At 51.8% G+C, this 17,428-nt stretch carries 21 protein-coding genes; 11 read left to right on the top strand and 10 right to left on the bottom strand.

Going from position 1 to position 17,428, the window contains the following annotated elements; translation table 11 throughout:
• Positions 1 to 205: 205 nt before the first annotated feature.
• The 6 genes from oppA (at position 206) to AAHF05_RS12320 (ending at position 6,673) form a co-directional block, all read left to right on the top strand.
• Positions 206 to 1,837: an oligopeptide ABC transporter substrate-binding protein OppA gene (gene oppA / locus AAHF05_RS12345; RefSeq protein WP_108089738.1), complete on the top strand. Its 1,632-nt coding sequence runs from the start codon at positions 206 to 208 to the stop codon at positions 1,835 to 1,837.
• A gap of 84 nt (positions 1,838 to 1,921) precedes the next feature.
• Positions 1,922 to 2,842, top strand: a complete 921-nt coding sequence (gene oppB / locus AAHF05_RS12340) for an oligopeptide ABC transporter permease OppB (protein WP_028018773.1) — start codon at positions 1,922 to 1,924, stop codon at positions 2,840 to 2,842.
• Positions 2,843 to 2,854: 12 nt separating this feature from the next.
• Positions 2,855 to 3,763 carry an oligopeptide ABC transporter permease OppC gene (gene oppC / locus AAHF05_RS12335; protein ID WP_049006867.1) on the top strand — a complete coding sequence of 303 codons (909 nt, stop codon included), beginning with the start codon at positions 2,855 to 2,857 and terminating at the stop codon, positions 3,761 to 3,763.
• Positions 3,764 to 3,774: 11 nt separating this feature from the next.
• A complete protein-coding gene (locus AAHF05_RS12330; RefSeq protein WP_028018775.1) occupies positions 3,775 to 4,788 on the top strand; it encodes an ABC transporter ATP-binding protein in 1,014 nt (337 codons plus the stop codon).
• A complete protein-coding gene (gene oppF, locus AAHF05_RS12325; protein ID WP_028018776.1) occupies positions 4,785 to 5,789 on the top strand; it encodes a murein tripeptide/oligopeptide ABC transporter ATP-binding protein OppF in 1,005 nt (334 codons plus the stop codon). The genes AAHF05_RS12330 and oppF overlap by 4 nt, the downstream gene beginning before the upstream one ends.
• A gap of 14 nt (positions 5,790 to 5,803) precedes the next feature.
• Positions 5,804 to 6,673 carry an ion transporter gene (locus tag AAHF05_RS12320; RefSeq protein WP_206737097.1) on the top strand — a complete coding sequence of 290 codons (870 nt, stop codon included), beginning with the start codon at positions 5,804 to 5,806 and terminating at the stop codon, positions 6,671 to 6,673.
• A gap of 31 nt (positions 6,674 to 6,704) precedes the next feature.
• Here the strand turns inward: AAHF05_RS12320 and AAHF05_RS12315 are convergent, their stop codons facing one another.
• Together AAHF05_RS12315 and cls are read right to left on the bottom strand one after the other, a co-directional pair.
• Positions 6,705 to 7,034 carry an HI1450 family dsDNA-mimic protein gene (locus AAHF05_RS12315; protein WP_006810881.1) on the bottom strand — a complete coding sequence of 110 codons (330 nt, stop codon included), beginning with the start codon at positions 7,032 to 7,034 and terminating at the stop codon, positions 6,705 to 6,707.
• A 33-nt stretch (positions 7,035 to 7,067) separates the two neighbouring features.
• Positions 7,068 to 8,528 carry a cardiolipin synthase gene (cls, locus tag AAHF05_RS12310; RefSeq protein WP_129323437.1) on the bottom strand — a complete coding sequence of 487 codons (1,461 nt, stop codon included), beginning with the start codon at positions 8,526 to 8,528 and terminating at the stop codon, positions 7,068 to 7,070.
• Positions 8,529 to 8,672: 144 nt separating this feature from the next.
• Here cls and AAHF05_RS12305 point away from each other — a divergent pair, with 144 nt between their 5' ends.
• The 3 genes from AAHF05_RS12305 to AAHF05_RS12295 all read left to right on the top strand — a co-directional run bounded on the left by AAHF05_RS12305 (position 8,673) and on the right by AAHF05_RS12295 (position 10,641).
• Positions 8,673 to 8,846: a YciY family protein gene (locus AAHF05_RS12305; protein ID WP_021240326.1), complete on the top strand. Its 174-nt coding sequence runs from the start codon at positions 8,673 to 8,675 to the stop codon at positions 8,844 to 8,846.
• A 107-nt stretch (positions 8,847 to 8,953) separates the two neighbouring features.
• Entirely contained in the window at positions 8,954 to 9,589 is a 636-nt protein-coding gene (leuE, locus tag AAHF05_RS12300) for a leucine efflux protein LeuE (RefSeq protein ID WP_028018779.1), read from the top strand.
• 98 nt (positions 9,590 to 9,687) lie between these two features.
• On the top strand, positions 9,688 to 10,641 hold the full coding sequence (locus AAHF05_RS12295) for a helix-turn-helix domain-containing GNAT family N-acetyltransferase (RefSeq protein WP_028018780.1): 954 nt from the start codon (positions 9,688 to 9,690) through the stop codon (positions 10,639 to 10,641).
• 33 nt (positions 10,642 to 10,674) lie between these two features.
• On the opposite strand, the gene AAHF05_RS12290 is transcribed toward AAHF05_RS12295, so the two are convergent.
• Entirely contained in the window at positions 10,675 to 10,971 is a 297-nt protein-coding gene (locus AAHF05_RS12290) for a YciI family protein (RefSeq protein WP_028018781.1), read from the bottom strand.
• Positions 10,972 to 11,191: 220 nt separating this feature from the next.
• On the opposite strand from AAHF05_RS12290, the gene tonB reads away from it, so the two are divergent.
• Complete coding sequence (tonB, locus tag AAHF05_RS12285; RefSeq protein ID WP_129323477.1) at positions 11,192 to 11,920, top strand: TonB system transport protein TonB; 729 nt, start codon at positions 11,192 to 11,194, stop codon at positions 11,918 to 11,920.
• A 38-nt stretch (positions 11,921 to 11,958) separates the two neighbouring features.
• On the opposite strand, the gene yciA is transcribed toward tonB, so the two are convergent.
• The 4 genes from yciA to AAHF05_RS12265 all read right to left on the bottom strand — a co-directional run bounded on the left by yciA (position 11,959) and on the right by AAHF05_RS12265 (position 14,229).
• Complete coding sequence (gene yciA, locus AAHF05_RS12280) at positions 11,959 to 12,354, bottom strand: acyl-CoA thioester hydrolase YciA (RefSeq protein WP_008502796.1); 396 nt, start codon at positions 12,352 to 12,354, stop codon at positions 11,959 to 11,961.
• A 104-nt stretch (positions 12,355 to 12,458) separates the two neighbouring features.
• A complete protein-coding gene (locus tag AAHF05_RS12275; RefSeq protein ID WP_129323438.1) occupies positions 12,459 to 12,998 on the bottom strand; it encodes a septation protein A in 540 nt (179 codons plus the stop codon).
• A gap of 57 nt (positions 12,999 to 13,055) precedes the next feature.
• Complete coding sequence (locus AAHF05_RS12270) at positions 13,056 to 13,799, bottom strand: YciC family protein (protein WP_032656704.1); 744 nt, start codon at positions 13,797 to 13,799, stop codon at positions 13,056 to 13,058.
• Between the two features lie 25 nt (positions 13,800 to 13,824).
• Positions 13,825 to 14,229 (bottom strand): YkgJ family cysteine cluster protein, encoded by a 405-nt coding sequence (locus AAHF05_RS12265; RefSeq protein ID WP_129323439.1) that lies wholly within the window; start codon positions 14,227 to 14,229, stop codon positions 13,825 to 13,827.
• A gap of 282 nt (positions 14,230 to 14,511) precedes the next feature.
• Here AAHF05_RS12265 and ompW point away from each other — a divergent pair, with 282 nt between their 5' ends.
• Positions 14,512 to 15,144, top strand: a complete 633-nt coding sequence (gene ompW / locus AAHF05_RS12260; protein ID WP_028018786.1) for an outer membrane protein OmpW — start codon at positions 14,512 to 14,514, stop codon at positions 15,142 to 15,144.
• A 53-nt stretch (positions 15,145 to 15,197) separates the two neighbouring features.
• On the opposite strand, the gene uspF is transcribed toward ompW, so the two are convergent.
• The 3 genes from uspF to yedE all read right to left on the bottom strand — a co-directional run bounded on the left by uspF (position 15,198) and on the right by yedE (position 17,214).
• Positions 15,198 to 15,632 (bottom strand): universal stress protein UspF, encoded by a 435-nt coding sequence (uspF, locus tag AAHF05_RS12255; protein WP_028018787.1) that lies wholly within the window; start codon positions 15,630 to 15,632, stop codon positions 15,198 to 15,200.
• A gap of 140 nt (positions 15,633 to 15,772) precedes the next feature.
• The gene (gene yedF / locus AAHF05_RS12250; RefSeq protein ID WP_003856774.1) at positions 15,773 to 16,006 is read right to left on the bottom strand and encodes a sulfurtransferase-like selenium metabolism protein YedF; all 234 of its coding nucleotides are present in this window, start codon (positions 16,004 to 16,006) and stop codon (positions 15,773 to 15,775) included.
• On the bottom strand, positions 16,003 to 17,214 hold the full coding sequence (gene yedE / locus AAHF05_RS12245) for a selenium metabolism membrane protein YedE/FdhT (protein WP_129323440.1): 1,212 nt from the start codon (positions 17,212 to 17,214) through the stop codon (positions 16,003 to 16,005). The genes yedF and yedE overlap by 4 nt, the downstream gene beginning before the upstream one ends.
• Positions 17,215 to 17,428 lie beyond the last annotated feature (214 nt).

Genomic DNA, 17,428 nt, shown 5'->3' with positions numbered 1-17,428 from the left:
GCGCAGGTCACAAACAGGGGAGGCCTGCAAAGAATCGACGCAAGACGGCCATACGAGCGGTCAGTAATAAAAAAGTCGGTGATAGCAAGAAGTAAAAAAGAAGAACCTGGCAGCAGCAAAAAAAACTCCTGCGCTGTACAGGCCCCAACAGGGGATTACACAGCTGGCGAAGGCCAGTCATTATAATGAGTGGAGTACCAACACAATGTCCATCATCACAAAAAAAAATCTGGTAGCGGCGGGGATTTTAACTGCGCTAATCGCGGGCAACGCTGCAATGGCTGCGGACGTACCTGCAGGTGTTCAACTGGCTGAAAAACAGACGTTGGTTCGTAACAACGGTGCGGAAGTTCAGTCTCTTGACCCGCATAAAATTGAAGGTGTTCCCGAGTCAAACGTTAACCGCGACCTGTTCGAAGGTCTGCTGGTGACTGACGTAGACGGCCACCCGGCACCTGGTGTGGCAGAAAAATGGGAAAATAAAGATTTCAAAGTCTGGACTTTCCATCTGCGTAAAGATGCGAAATGGTCAGACGGCACGCCGGTTACCGCCGAAGATTTCGTTTATAGCTGGCAGCGTCTGGCGAATCCAAATACTGCCTCTCCGTATGCGAGCTACCTGCAATATGGCCACATTGCCAATATTGATGACATCATCGCAGGCAAAAAACCGGTCACCGACCTGGGCGTGAAAGCGATCGATGCGAATACCTTTGAAGTCACGTTGAGCGAACCTGTTCCGTACTTCTATAAGCTGCTGGTTCACCCGTCTGTTTCTCCAGTTCCAAAATCCGCAGTGGAAAAATTTGGTGAAAAATGGACTCAGCCTGCCAATATCGTGACCAACGGTGCCTACAAACTGAAAGACTGGGTAGTCAACGAACGTATGGTTCTGGAGCGTAACCCGCAATATTGGGACAACGCGAAAACCGTGATTAATCAGGTGACGTACCTGCCAATTTCTTCCGAAGTGACTGACGTTAACCGCTACCGTAGCGGTGAAATCGACATGACCTATAACAACATGCCGATTGAACTGTTCCAGAAGCTGAAAAAAGAAATTCCTAAAGAAGTGCATGTTGATCCGTATCTGTGCACCTATTACTACGAAATCAACAACCAGAAAGCACCATTCACCGATGTTCGTGTCCGTACGGCACTGAAACTGGCACTGGATCGCGATATCATCGTGAACAAAGTGAAAAACCAGGGCGATCTGCCAGCATACAGCTATACCCCTCCATACACTGATGGCGCAAAACTGACTGAACCAGATTGGTTCAAACAGACGCAAGAGCAGCGTAACGCAGAAGCGAAGAAACTGCTCGCCGAAGCTGGCTATACTGCTGATAAGCCGCTGACCTTCAGCCTGCTGTATAACACCTCCGATCTGCACAAAAAACTGGCTATCGCCGTCGCCTCGATCTGGAAAAAGAACCTGGGCGCAAACGTGAAGCTGGAGAACCAGGAGTGGAAGACCTTCCTGGATAGCCGTCATCAGGGCACCTTCGATGTGGCGCGTGCTGGCTGGTGTGCGGACTATAACGAACCAACCTCCTTCCTGAACACCATGCTGAGCGACAGCTCGAACAACACCGCGCACTATAAGAGCCCGGCATTCGACAAGCTGATTGGCGACACGCTGAAAACAACTGACGAAGCACAGCGTACTGAACTGTACTCTAAAGCTGAGCAGCAGTTGGATAAAGATTCCGCGATCGTTCCGGTTTACTACTACGTCAACGCCCGTCTGGTGAAACCGTGGGTAGGTGGCTATACCGGTAAAGACCCGATGGATAATATTTACGTTAAAAACTTGTATATTATCAAGCATTAATGGCAATGAGTGGGGCGAGTTCGCTCGCCCCACGGTGTCTAACCGACGTCACAATATATAGGCACACGCCAGAAGGTACGGGCAATGTTTAAATTTATCCTACGTCGCTGTCTTGAAGCGATTCCAACGCTGTTTATTCTGATTACAATTTCCTTCTTCATGATGCGTCTTGCTCCGGGAAGTCCATTTACCGGTGAACGTACGTTGCCGCCAGAAGTCATGGCGAATATTGAAGCGAAATATCACCTGAACGATCCTATCTCCACCCAGTACTTCAATTATCTGAAGCAGCTGGCTCACGGTGATTTTGGACCGTCATTCAAATATAAAGACTATTCCGTTAACGACCTGGTGGCTTCCAGCTTCCCGGTATCGGCAAAGCTGGGTGCTGCGGCATTTTTGCTGGCCGTTGTTCTCGGGGTGACTGCAGGCGTTATCGCCGCGCTTAAACAAAATACCAAATGGGATTATACCGTAATGGGGGTGGCGATGACCGGGGTAGTCATACCCAGCTTCGTTGTCGCGCCGTTACTGGTGATGATATTTGCCATCACGCTGAAATGGCTACCTGGCGGTGGCTGGAACGGCGGGGCGTTAAAGTTCATGATTTTGCCGATGGTGGCATTATCTCTGGCGTACATCGCCAGCATTGCGCGTATCACCCGTGGTTCAATGATCGAAGTGTTGCATTCGAACTTCATTCGAACCGCGCGCGCTAAAGGGCTGCCGATGCGTCGGATTATCTTCCGCCACGCGCTCAAACCGGCGCTGTTGCCTGTGCTCTCCTACATGGGGCCGGCATTCGTCGGTATCATCACTGGCTCAATGGTTATCGAAACGATCTACGGTCTGCCGGGTATTGGTCAACTGTTTGTAAATGGCGCGCTCAACCGCGACTATTCGCTGGTACTGAGCCTGACCATTCTCGTTGGTGCGCTGACCATTCTCTTTAACGCAATTGTCGATGTGCTGTATGCCGTCATCGACCCGAAAATCCGTTACTAACTGGAGCACGCCATGATGTTGAGTAAGAAAAACAGCGAGGCGCTGGAAAACTTCAGTGAAAAACTGGAAGTAGAAGGTCGTAGCCTCTGGCAGGACGCGCGTCGCCGCTTTATGCACAACCGTGCCGCGGTAGCCAGTCTGGCCGTACTGGTGATCATCGCGCTGTTTGTGACCCTGGCGCCGATGCTGTCGCAATTTACCTATTTCGACACCGACTGGGGCATGATGTCCAGCGCACCTGATATGGAGTCCGGACACTATTTTGGTACGGATTCCTCCGGACGCGATCTGCTGGTACGAGTCGCTATCGGAGGCCGTATTTCGCTGATGGTCGGTATCGCTGCTGCACTGGTGGCGGTGATTGTGGGCACGCTCTATGGCTCACTCTCAGGCTACCTTGGCGGTAAAGTGGACTCCGTGATGATGCGTCTGCTGGAAATCCTGAACTCCTTCCCGTTCATGTTCTTCGTTATCCTGTTGGTGACCTTCTTTGGCCAGAACATCCTGTTGATTTTCGTGGCTATCGGGATGGTTTCCTGGCTGGATATGGCGCGTATTGTCCGCGGACAGACACTGAGCCTCAAACGCAAAGAGTTTATCGAAGCCGCGCAGGTGGGTGGCGTATCAATCGGTAATATTGTTGTTCGCCATATCGTTCCTAACGTGCTGGGGGTGGTGGTGGTTTATGCTTCACTGCTGGTACCAAGCATGATTCTGTTTGAATCCTTCCTGAGCTTCCTGGGGCTGGGTACGCAAGAGCCTCTGAGCAGCTGGGGTGCACTCCTGAGTGATGGTGCAAACTCCATGGAAGTCTCTCCGTGGTTACTGCTTTATCCGGCGGGTTTCCTGGTCGTTACCCTGTTTTGTTTCAACTTTATCGGCGATGGCCTGCGTGATGCCCTCGACCCGAAAGACCGTTAAGGAGCGCCGTCATGACAATTATTGAAACGGCCACTGCGCCGCAGGCGCAACAGCAGAGCAAACTTCTGCTGGATGTGAAAGATCTCCGTGTAACCTTTAAAACCCCGGACGGAGACGTAACCGCCGTTAACGATCTCAACTTCGACCTGCGTGCAGGTGAAACGCTGGGGATTGTTGGTGAATCTGGTTCCGGAAAATCCCAGACTGCATTTGCGTTGATGGGACTGCTGGCTGCAAACGGTGTTATCGGAGGTTCCGCGAAATTCAACGGACGTGAAATCCTCAACCTGCCGGAACATGAGCTGAACAAGCTGCGTGCCGAACAGATCTCGATGATTTTCCAGGATCCGATGACTTCGCTGAACCCGTACATGCGTGTTGGCGAGCAGCTGATGGAAGTCCTGATGCTGCACAAAGGTCTGGGCAAAGCGGAAGCGTTTGAAGAGTCAGTCAAAATGCTGGATGCGGTGAAAATGCCGGAAGCCCGTAAGCGCATGCGTATGTTCCCGCACGAATTTTCTGGTGGCATGCGTCAGCGTGTGATGATTGCGATGGCGTTGCTGTGCCGGCCAAAACTGCTGATTGCTGATGAACCCACCACCGCGCTGGACGTCACCGTTCAGGCACAAATCATGACCCTGTTAAACGAGCTTAAGCGCGAGTTCAACACAGCGATCATCATGATCACCCACGACCTTGGCGTTGTGGCGGGCATCTGTGACAAAGTGCTGGTGATGTATGCCGGCCGTACCATGGAATATGGCAACGCGCGTGATGTGTTCTATCACCCAGCCCACCCGTACTCAATTGGTCTGTTGAATGCGGTACCGCGTCTCGATGCGGAAGGGGAATCTCTGCTCACCATTCCGGGTAACCCGCCAAACCTGCTGCGTCTGCCGAAAGGTTGTCCGTTCCAGCCGCGTTGCCCGCATGCGATGGAAATCTGCAACAGCGCTCCGCCGCTGGAAGCGTTTGCACCAGGCCGCCTGCGCGCCTGCTTTAAGCCGCAGGAGGAGTTGGTATGAACGCATTAGATGAAAAACGCAATGTGCTGCTCGAAATCGCTGACCTTAAAGTGCATTTTGACATCAAAGACGGTAAACAGTGGTTCTGGCAACCATCTAAGACCCTGAAAGCGGTCGATGGTGTCACGCTGCGTTTGTACGAAGGCGAAACCCTGGGCGTGGTAGGGGAGTCTGGCTGCGGTAAATCCACCTTCGCGCGCGCCATTATTGGTCTGGTAAAAGCCACCGGTGGCAAAGTGGCCTGGCTGGGTAAAGACTTGTTGGGGATGAAGCCTGACGAGTGGCGTGACGTGCGTAGTGATATCCAGATGATTTTCCAGGATCCACTGGCATCATTGAACCCGCGTATGACCATTGGTGAGATTATTGCCGAGCCGCTGCGTACTTATCATCCGAAGATGGCTCGTCAGGAAGTGCGCGATCGCGTGAAGGCGATGATGATGAAAGTTGGCCTGTTGCCTAACCTTATCAACCGCTACCCGCACGAATTCTCAGGCGGCCAGTGTCAGCGTATTGGTATTGCACGTGCGTTGATCCTCGAACCGAAGCTGATCATCTGTGATGAGCCCGTCTCCGCGCTGGACGTGTCCATTCAGGCACAGGTGGTCAACCTGCTGCAGAAACTGCAGCGTGAAATGGGGCTGTCACTTATTTTTATCGCGCACGATCTGGCCGTGGTGAAACACATCTCGGACCGCGTACTGGTGATGTACTTAGGCCATGCAGTGGAGCTGGGCACCTATGATGAGGTGTACCACAACCCGTTGCACCCTTATACCAAAGCGCTGATGTCTGCGGTGCCGATCCCCGATCCCGATCTGGAAAAGAATAAAACGATTCAGCTTCTGGAAGGGGAATTACCCTCACCGATTAACCCGCCGTCGGGCTGCGTCTTCCGTACGAGATGCCCAATGGCCGGGCCGGAATGTGCGAAAACGCGACCGGTTCTGGAAGGCAGTTTCCGACATGCGGTTTCCTGCCTGAAAGTAGACCCGTTATAATCGCAAGGGCTGACATGATGTCAGCCCTTATTTTTTGCGAGGTTACTGTGTCGCTTTTAATCACGCCCGCCCGTCGGCGGCTTTACCATTTTTTATTCGATCCTGAAACCGTATCCGGGAGACGCTTCGAAGGCCTCTGTGGTTTATTTGCGCTGCTAAGCGTATTTGTGATCTTTATTGAGTCTGGTGTTGGGACGCAATACCACCTGACGTTTGACGAGTGGCATATTTTTGTCTGGCTTGAGTTGGCGATTACCCTGGTCTTTACCGCGGAATATTGCCTGAGAGTCATTTGCTGGCCCAACCCGGCCAGATATGTTTTCAGCTTTTGGGGATTTATTGATTTAGCGACCATCCTGCCGCTCTATGTGATGTGGCTGTGGCCGGAAATTAGCCTGAGTTACGTCTTTGCCTGGCGAGCGATGCGCGTCATTCGGGTATTACGTATCCTTAAATTACTGCGTTTTATGCCGTCATTGCACGTGTTCTGGAGCGCGATTGTCAGCGCACGGCACCAGCTTATTCTGTTCTATTCATTTATTGCCATCGTCATGATTGTTTTCGGCGCGCTGATGTATCTGATAGAAGGGCCAAAATATGGCTTCACGACGCTTAATGCCTCGGTCTATTGGGCCATCGTGACCGTGACGACAGTGGGTTATGGTGATATCACACCGCATACCCCATTGGGACGTATTGTGGCATCAGTGCTGATCCTGATTGGCTATTCGGTGATTGCAATCCCGACAGGGCTCATTACCACGCATATGAGCAGTGCCTTTCAGAGTCGCAAACAGCAGCGCAAATGCCCGAATTGTCATCAGGGTGAGCATGAACACAGCGCACGGTTTTGTAACCGCTGCGGAAGCGAATTACCGGATTAAATAAAAAAGGCTGCAATCGCAGCCTTTTTTACTATTCGCGCCAGAGGATATGGCACAGTTTGTGGTCTTTCTCGCGGCACAGCAGGACGCGGGCGAAGATGTCATTTATTTCGCCGCCATCTTCATCGGCCAGCCCAATCACTACTTCGGCAAAGAAGTCAGGATTAAGGTCGAAATCCACATGTTCAGCCCAGTCTTCTGAAGGGTCGAACAATTCGGCACCGCCGCGCTCTTCGAACTGCAGATTAAAGAGGATCACGTCTGCGGGATCGAGGTTATCAACCGCCAGTTCGAGAAAAATGTCATAGGCCTGTTCGAGCGTTTCGTCTTCGGTCAGGCGATTGTTCAGATCCATTTCCATGATGACTACCTGTTTAACATCGTTGGGCACGTTTTACAGCAACGGACTAAAGAAGTAAAACAGTCGTTCGGCAATTCTCTGCCACATTGGACGTTTTACCCACAGTCTGGCATCCAGCAGTCGCGAGCGGGAGATATAATCATCCTGCACCGCCGCCAGGTCACCGCCAAAACCGGCGTCATCAATCACCAGTGTGATTTCAAAATTGAGCCACAGACTCCGCATATCCAGGTTGACTGTGCCTACCAGGCTTAATTCACCGTCGACGAGAACGCTCTTGGTATGAAGTAATCCGCCTTCAAACTGATAAATTTTCACCCCTGCGGCCAACAGTTCGCTAAAGAATGCCCGGCTGGCCCAGCCTACCAGTAGGGAGTCATTTTTGCGTGGCAAAATGATACTCACGTCGACACCACGTTGCGCCGCCGTACAGATTGCGTGCAGCAGGTCATCGCTGGGGACAAAGTATGGCGTGGTCATGATCAGGTATTCACGGGCTGAGTAGGTTGCCGTCAGCAGCGCCTGATGAATCAAATCTTCAGGGAAGCCTGGCCCGGATGCAATCGTATGAATGGTGTGCCCGCTGGCCTCTTCAAACGGCATAATATTGCCGTCCGGTGGTGGTGGCAGAATACGTTTACCGGTCTCAATCTCCCAGTCGCATGAGTAAACGATACCCATAGAGGTGGCAATCGGCCCCTCCATTCTTGCCATCAAATCAACCCATTGCCCAACTCCCGAATCCTGTTTAAAGAAGCGTGGGTCGACCATGTTCATACTGCCGGTGTAGGCGATATAGTTATCGATCATGATCATCTTACGGTGCTGGCGGAGATCCATCCGGCGCAAAAAGACACGCAGGAGGTTAACCTTCAGCGCCTCAACCACTTCGATACCGGCATTACGCATCATTCCCGCCCACGGGCTGCGGAAAAATGCCACGCTGCCTGCAGAGTCCAGCATCAGTCGGCAGTGAATGCCCCGACGTGCTGCGGCCATCAGGGATTCAGCAACCTGATCGGCCATACCACCGGGCTGCCAGATGTAAAACACCATCTCAATGTTATGGCGGGCCAATTGAATATCGCGGATCAACGCCTGCATAACATCGTCAGAAGTGGTCAGCAACTGGAGCTGATTGCCTTTGACACCGCCAATCCCCTGACGGCGCTCGCACAGCTTAAACAGCGAAGTGGCAACACTGCTGTTCTCTTCGGCAAAAATATGTTTGCAGGCTTTAAGGTCGTTAAGCCACTTCGCGGTCGAGGGCCACATGGCGCGGGCACGCTCGGCGCGGCGCTTGCCCAGATGAAGCTCACCGAAAGAGAGATAGGCAATGATCCCTACCAGCGGGAGGATGTAGATTATCAGAAGCCAGGCCATGGCAGAGGGTACGGCTCTGCGCTTCATCAGGATGCGTAATGTCACACCCGCGATTAACAGCCAGTATCCCAGAATGACCAGCCAACTCACCACGGTGTAGAAGGTTGTCATAGGTTAAAAAATCCTTTTGAAAGCGTATTGTTATGAGTGTACGCATCAGGATTCATCTGGCAAATAAAAACGCCAGGTAAAAGCGCTGGTTTGCTGTAGTGTTGGGTTTATAATGGCATCTCTGTTAGAGAAAGAGTTGTTGACATGAAGCGCAGTAGAACTGAAGTAGGGCGCTGGCGCATGTTGCGACAGGTGAGTCGTCGCAAGGCACGTTGGCTGGAAGCACAATCCCGCCGCAATATGCGTATTCACGCCATCAGAAAATGTGGAATGACCCGGCACCGCAACGCGTTGCTGTTCGCAGTCCAGGATATCTGAGAACCATGAGGGCACCGCAAGGTGCCCACTGATTTTATAGCGTCTGATTTTTAGGAATAGCGTTTTTGCAGCGATATTCCCGTTGTTTTTAGCAAAAGGAGGGAGAAGTGTTTGCGGAGTTTGGTGTACTGAATTTCTGGACGTACGTTGTAGGCGCATTTTTTATCGTGCTGGTACCTGGGCCGAATACCCTGTTTGTGCTCAAAACCGGGATTGGTCACGGCGTTAAAAAAGGTTATCTCGCCGCGACAGGTGTATTTATCGGCGATGCGGTACTGATGTTTCTGGCCTGGGCGGGTGTTGCGGCATTAATCCAGACCACGCCGGTACTGTTTAACATCGTGCGCTATCTCGGGGCTTTTTATCTGCTCTGGCTGGGGGGCAAAATGCTCTGGTCGGTGGTGAACCGTCAAAAAAACGCTCATGAGAGCGGGCCCGAACCTGCCAGTACGATCATGAAACGCTCGTTGGTGTTAAGCCTGACCAATCCCAAAGCGATTTTGTTCTACGTATCGTTCTTCGTTCAGTTTATTGATGTGAATGCCCAGAGCACCGGCACTTCTTTCCTGATCCTCGCGACAACGCTGGAGCTAATAAGCTTTGTGTATATGAGCTTCCTGATCTTCTCTGGCGCGTTTGTGACGCGTTATCTGAAAACCAAAAAGAAACTGGCAAAGCTGGGGAACGGTCTGATAGGGCTGCTGTTTGTTGGGTTTGCGGCAAGGTTGGCGTCGCTGCATTAATGTGAAGAAACAAAAAGGCTCCTGAGGGAGCCTTTTTAATGTTTGACAACTTCCCGCCATTTAGTTGTATAGTACAACTAAATGGCGGAGACAATAACATGCACATCGAAACCCCTCTTGTCAGCGATATCCGTAGCGCCTCACGTTTGATGGTGCGCGAATTGGGTTTTATGGCCTCGACGCTGGCCTCAACGAATTATTCCCCCTCGGCGGTTCATACACTTGTCGAAATTGATTTGCGGAAAGAAATGACCGCTGGTCAACTGGTGCAACTGTTAGGCCTGGAAAAGTCCAGCGTCAGCCGGATGTTGGCACGCCTTATTGCAGCAGGCGAACTTGAAGAAGTCGTTTCCAGTGAAGACGCCAGAACAAAGTATCTACGACTGACGGCAAAAGGGCAGGAAACCGTCAGACAAATTAATACCTACAGTAGCGCTCGGGTGCTCACTGCAATAAAACCACTGGATCCGTTGCAACAGAAAACAATATCTCAGGGCCTTTCACTTTATGCCAGGGCGCTGCTGGCTGGCCGTGAAACGCCGGTTGAGATTCAATCTGACGCGCTGAAAATTGTGCCGGGCTATCTGCCTGGCATGATTGGCCGTATCGCGGAGATGCATGCCAGTTATTATTCCCGGGAACATAATTTTGGCCGTTTCTTCGAGGCCAAAGTGGCTTCTGGATTGGCCGAGTTTAGTGGGCGACTGGAGAAGCCGTGTAATCAGGTCTGGCTGGCAATATTGAACGATAAAATCGTCGGCTCGGTGGCTATTGATGGTGAAGATTTAGAACCGGGGGAAGCTCACCTTCGCTGGTTTATTCTTGATGATGGCTGTCGCGGATTTGGCGTGGGGAAAAAACTTCTGACCGAAGCTATAGGTTTTTGCGATAACGTGGGCTTTTCTGCTGTGCATTTGTGGACATTCAATAAACTATCCGCCGCACGACGTCTGTATGAATTATTTGGTTTCAGATTAGCCAAAGAGTGGGAGGGGGACCAGTGGGGAAGTCTGATGACAGAGCAGCAATTTACCCGGTGTAAAGACGTCTAACGTAAAAAAGGCCCCTGCTGGAGCCTTTTAACATCAGAACACTTTTTTATAAGGGCGAACGGTCACCTTCGCATACACACCGGCCGCAACGTATGGGTCCGCATCAGCCCAGGCCTGAGCAGCTTCCAGAGATTCAAACTCAGCAATCACTGTGGAACCGGCAAAACCGGCGGCACCCGGGTCATTGCTGTCTACTGCAGGCATAGGGCCGGCGGTCAGTAAACGGCCTTCATCCTGGAGCAGCTGCAAACGTGCCAGATGCGCAGGGCGCACAGCCTGGCGTTTTTCGAGCGAATCAGCAACATCTTCAGAGTAAATCACGTAAAACACGGCGAAGCTCCTTAACCGGTAAAAGTGTCAGTTACGTTATGTGAAAGGGCAAACGACTGCAATGTAAAATAAAAACAATGTTAAAACCCTGATCTGAATGCGCCTTTTTTGGCCTCTCATGCGCTAAAGTTGCGCCATAACAAAGTGTCTTATTGAATATGATTGCTATTTGCATTTAAAATCAGGGTTCGGTTTTTTAACGTTGATGAATATGACTTCGATGACCCTTGATTTACCTCGCCGCTTTCCCTGGCCGACGCTGCTTTCTGTCGTGATTCACGGTGCTGTTGTGGCGGGTTTGCTGTATACCTCGGTTCATCAGGTTATTGAAATGCCCGCGCCCGCGCAGCCGATTTCGGTGACGATGGTATCGCCAGCGGATCTCGAACCGCCGCAGGTTGCCCCTCCGCCGCCACAGCCAGTGGCTGAACCGGAGCCGGAGCCAGAGCCCGAGCCTGTTCCGGTGCCACCGAAGGAAGCGCCGGTGGTGATCCACAAGCCTGAACCGAAGCCAAAACCTAAGCCGAAGCCAAAACCGGTGAAGAAGGTCGAGGAGCGTCCAAAACGCGATGAACGTCCGGTTGAACCGCGCGCAACACAGACGGTCGAGAATGCGGCGCCTTCGCGTCCGGTGATGAACAATACGGCAACGACCTCAAAGCCAACGGTTACCGCGCCAGTGGGCCCGCGTGCCGTAAGCCGCAACCAGCCCCAGTACCCGGCGCGAGCTCAGGCCTTACGTATTGAAGGCCGCGTACGGGTAAAATTTGACGTCACTGCGGATGGGCGCGTAGATAACGTGGAAATCTTATCTGCTCAACCTTCTAATATGTTTGAGCGCGAAGTGAAATCGGCGATGCGCAGATGGCGCTATGAAGCCGGAAAACCGGGCAGCGGACTTATTGTGAATATCGTTTTCCGCCTGAACGGCGGGGCGCAGATGGAATAAAAAAAGCCTCCGAAAGGAGGCTTTTTTTTGCCTGTCGATCAGGCTTGTGGAAGCTGACGAGGTTTACCCTCGCTGTCCACGGCGACATAAATAAACAGTGCTTCGGTGGCCTTATAACGCTGCCCAATCGGCTCAGAAGAGACTTTCTTCACCCAGACCTCGATGTTGATGGAAATGGAGGTATTGCCGCGTTTGACACAGCGCGCGTAGCAGCAGACCACATCCCCTACCGCAACCGGGCGCAGGAAGGTCATGCCGTCCACCCGCACCGTCACCACGCGCCCGTGGGCGATCTCTTTTGCCAGAATTGCGCCGCCCATATCCATCTGCGACATCAGCCAGCCGCCAAAAATATCGCCATTGGCATTGGTGTCAGCGGGCATTGCCAGTGTGCGTAAAACCAGTTCGCCCTGAGGGGCGTTAGTTGTTGTCATTGTTTTAACTCGTAACGGAAGACTTCAGGCGGGATGCTACTATGATTCGCGTGCGGAGAGAATAGACCAGAACGCCTGTCGTTGACGTTCTGGTCAGTCATTAATCAGTGGTTGTCGTCCTGCGGCATATGACGATAGATGTATACACCGCTTAACAGCGTGAAGATAAGCGTCAGCGCGGTCAGGCCAAAGACCTTAAAGTTGACCCAGATATCCTGCGGCAGCCAGAAGGCGATATAGATATTGGCGAGGCCGCAGAGAATAAAGAAGACCGCCCAGGCAATATTCAGGCGAGACCATACTTCCTGCGGTAGTGTCAGCTCTTTGCCCAGCATGCGCTGGATCAGTGGTTTTTTCATTACCCATTGGCTGATCAGTAATGCACCTGCAAACAGCGCGTAAATCACAGTGACTTTCCACTTGATAAATTCATCGTTGTGGAAGAAGAGGGTTAGTCCACCAAATACGGCCACCAGGACAAACGTCACCAGTGCCATCTTTTCCACTTTGCGATAGCGAACCCAGCAGTAGATCAGCACAACAGCGGTTGCAATGATCAACGCTGTGGTGGCGGCATAGATGTCGTACAGCTTATAAAAAGCGAAAAAGACGACGAGCGGTAAAAAATCAAGAAACTGCTTCATTCTGTGATTCCATCTTCTGAGCGGGGCGGGAGACAGCGATGTCCCCCCGCCTCGGGATTACTGACGAATTAACATATACAGGCGGAACAGATAGACGAGCAGTACCGCTGAAATGAGATTGCTCAGCGTATTCGCCACCACGGCGCCAACATTAGGCGTTAATACCGCAAAATTCGGCGCAAACAATAACAAGAGCGTTTTAGCAAGCAGCCAGCCGATCACGGCGGGGGCCACCAGACGCATATTAGCCCATGCCAGTCTGATGCTGCTGCGCATTGCGGTAAAAATCCCCATTTTATCCTGCACAACCATCACAGGGGCAAAAGAGAGCACGATAGCCAGCAACACACCTGGTACCACGACCAGCATAATCCCCATCTGCACCAGCATGGTGGTTAAGAAGATTAGGATAAACAGCTTAGGTAAGACCGGTGCGCTGGCTCCAATCGCCCGTAAAGCGCTGACCCGATGTCCCGCCGACACCAGCTGAATCATTAGCAGAACGCCACCGGCCAGCACCGCATTACCAATAAGACCTGAGAAAGTGGATGCAGCGGAAGCCCGCAGCAGAATTTGTTGTTGCTCAGGCGTCATGTTTTGTACCAGTTCAAACAACCCTACGCTTCCTGCAAGGTGGTCGCCCTGGCTCAGGCTGGCAATTTGTTCTTCACTCGGTGAGAACGCATGGCCAAGCACCACCGTGATAAAGGCGCAAAGCAACGCGATCAGTAAAAAGGTAATGAACTGATTGCGGAAAAAGTTTCCCGTGTCACGGTAGACAGACTTCGCCGTGATAGACATGCACTCTCCTTGAGTATTGCAGGTGTTAATTAGCCGGCAATTGTACACCGGATGCACCTGCTGTGGCAGCATCAAGGCTTGTATGGAAAAGCATATCTTTGTAAAGCGGCGGTAATCCAACGCGCGTGCGTGCGCGGTTACAGGCTTCGTTGACCTGCCCATCTTCCCCTGACATGGCAAATTCCCGGCACGGGCTGGGGCGATCCTCATAGATGGAACATCGGGTCGAGACCCCGGGCTCACCCTGTAGCGCTGCACAGCGGACCTGTTTTTGGTTGGTGCCACTCATGCAGCGCAGAAAAGGCGTTAGCGGCTCTGTGAGATGAACCGGAACGGTACCGCCACCATCGCTGGCTTCGGCCCAGTAGAAAGAGACTCGAAAATACGCACAACAGGCTCCGCACGTCATGCACGGGTTCGTATCACTCATGGCACACCTGCAAAAGAAGAACGCATCAAATCAACTTGTGAGAGCGATAAATTATCCAGCCACCAGAGGAAGAGCAAGAGGGGGAAAAGGGAAAATTTTGTAACTGTGAAATGCCAAAAATTGACATGGGAACAACTTATTGCTTTTCAATGCGCCACAAAAAATTAACCCAGATCAATGAATGTTAAGTTACTGGTTTTAATGTGATCTGTGGCAGATCACTTATTACTCATTTGTGAGTATATTCTCACCCGCGATTAAAACCACAACGATGGAGCGGATATGAAAAAATTAGCGGTGGCAGCCCTTGTATTAAGCAGTCTCTCTGGCGGCGCATATGCGCATGAAGCAGGCGAATTCTTTATTCGTGCCGGTTCGGCTACGGTTCGCCCAACTGAAGGATCGGATAACGTGCTGGGTATGGGCGGTTTTAACGTCAGTAATAACACCCAGTTAGGTTTAACGTTCACCTATATGGCGACGGATAACGTTGGTGTTGAGCTTCTGGCTGCAACGCCATTCCGCCATCGCGTAGGCCTTGGGCCGACAGGCGATATCGCCACAGTTCACCATTTACCACCAACGTTGATGGCGCAGTGGTACTTTGGCGATGCCAGCAGCAAAGTGCGTCCGTATATTGGCGCCGGTGTGAACTACACGACCTTCTTTGATGAGAAATTTAACGATACCGGTAAAGAGGCTGGTTTGTCAGACCTCAGTCTAAAAGATTCCTGGGGCATGGCCGGGCAGGTAGGTCTTGATTATCTGATTAACCGTGACTGGTTAATTAACGCCTCTGTCTGGTACATGGATATTGATACTGACGTACGCTTCAAAGCAGGCGGTCAGCAGCAAAGTATCAGTACTCGCCTGGATCCGTGGGTATTTATGTTCTCCGCGGGTTATCGTTTCTGATTTCATCTCCTGAGACTGGCCAAAAAACGGCCAGTCTTTCTGCAGGATTTCCCCTAGCGCACAACCAGCACCGGACATTTTGCGTGGCGGACAACGACTGCCGCGTTTGAGCCTAACAGATAGGTCGTAATATCAGGCCGATGAGAGGCAATAATGATCAGGTCCGCGTTGATACTGTCTGCCAGTTTCAGGATCTGGTCTTTAGGCGCGCCAGAAATGGCATGTGTCTGAACGCGTTCTGCGGGCAAATTGAACTGTTTTACCATCTCATTGAGTTTCTCCAGCGCCTCCTGCTGTATTTCCGCCAGTTTTGGCATCTCAACAGAATAGGCCAGCCCAAGAGAGGAGTAGTAGGGGAAAGAGGGAACGACCGTCAGAAAATGAACTTTACCGTTACTGATTGCTGCGTTTGCCTGTACATAAGGGATCACCTGTTCGGTCAGGCGACTCTCAGAGATATCGACAGGAACAAGAATCGAATTAAACATGCCACACCTCCTGTTTGTTTTTTATCCACTTAAAGTGTAGTGCTGTTGTAATGACATTCACTGTATTCGCGGTCAAAGTGGGATATAAGGCAGGTTTTGAGGCGGGAGATACACCCCAGATAGGGGCGTCCGTGACAGCATTATTTCTGAATTAAATAGCGGATGGTCGGTCCGTCCTGCTGGATATCTAACACCGTGTAACCGTGGTTTTTGGCATCCAGCGGAATATTGTTGATGGACTGCGGACAGTCACTCACCACTTCCAGAATTTCACCTTTTTTGAGCTGCGGAAGCGCTTCAAGTGTGGCAACTGCCGGATAGGGGCAGGGTTCGCCGACCATATCCAGGCGATAATCAGGCACGATCTCTTTCATGCGGCATTCTCCTGCGTTTGGGTTTTAACAGTGGCTCTGCGGAAGAAACGTTTTTCCTGTGCGACAACCAGTAAAAAGGCTACCAGCAGCAGACCATAAGTGACCAGCAGACCGCCGAGGGGGCCGAAGGTGCTCAGCAGGTTCACCTTGTCCCAGTTGGTGGCAAGCACAGGGGAGAGGTCGTCCCAGAAGTAAGCCAGTATCGTCGAGCCGATAACATTTCCCAGACCCACCCACCAGTAATGCACCTGACCCTCAACGGCGCGGTACATCCAGCCGGTTTCACACCCGCCAGCCAGCACGATCCCGAAGCCAAACAGCAGGCCGCCAATCACCGCGTTAGGACCCGCCCACATGATTTTCGGTTCGACACCTAACTGGACATAGCTGAAGATACCGATGGCACTGACCGCCATCCCGGCGATAATCGCTTTCGCCATCATCGTGCGGCCGGTGATCCACATATCGCGAAACGCCGAAGTAAAGCAGATCTGTGCGCGTTCAATGAGAAGGCCAAAACCCACGCCAAACAGCATCGCCAGACCGAGTTTCGGCTGGTTCAGAGCTGTACACAGCCCCCACGCCAGCATGGCGAAAAAGACCAACATACCCAGGCGGAAGCGGCGACGGGCCTGAGAGGGCTTTTGCGTCAGTGGAGAAGCCGCACTCACCTTGACCATTTTGACCGGAATACGGAACAGCGGGAGAAGGGTAAATTTTGCGCCAAAGTAAGAGCCGATGGCCGTGGCGACAGCAAAAAACCAGGCATGCAGTGAAAACTGAGGAATACCAGTGAAGAAGGCGGCAAGGTTGCACCCCATCGCCAGACGCGCGCCGAAGCCGGCAATCATGCCGCCGACAATCGCCTGCAGAATACGGATTCGGCTTTTAGGCAGCCTCAGCTTGACGTTATTTGCCCATAGCGCCGCAGCTAAACATCCGCCGAACATACCCATGATCATCATCCCATCAATGCGGGTGAGCGGTGTGCCGTCCAGATGAATGAGTTTAAAGTAACCCCACTCTTCGGTATGTACCCCAGCCAGTTGTAGCAGTTGCCCACCCCAGCGCGTGAACTCGCCGGTGACGGCCCAGAAGGTGCCGGTAATGCCGAAATAGTAGGTAGAAAGGATCCCCGCCGCGATAACGGCCGGTACAGGTGACCAGAACTTAACCAGGTAAGTCTGTTTAAAGTATTGCCATGACATGAGTAAGCCTCTGAACTCAGAAGGAGTATGTTGATTTAACGGACTGGAATATATAACGTTTTTTGTTTCTCCAAAACTGCTCTCCAAAATACTGCCTGTTTTTATGACCTCAATCATTAAACCGTGCTGCTCATCCAACGGCAGCACGACTTCGGAACAGAGATAGCACTGAACACCGGTAATACTGAGTTGTTTCTTCGATGCGGAAATTCAG

It is taken from the genome of Enterobacter adelaidei, from assembly GCF_041937165.1.
In the GTDB taxonomy this organism is placed as follows: Bacteria; Pseudomonadota; Gammaproteobacteria; order Enterobacterales; family Enterobacteriaceae; genus Enterobacter; species Enterobacter adelaidei.
This window is presented reverse-complemented; position numbering and strand designations above follow the sequence as displayed.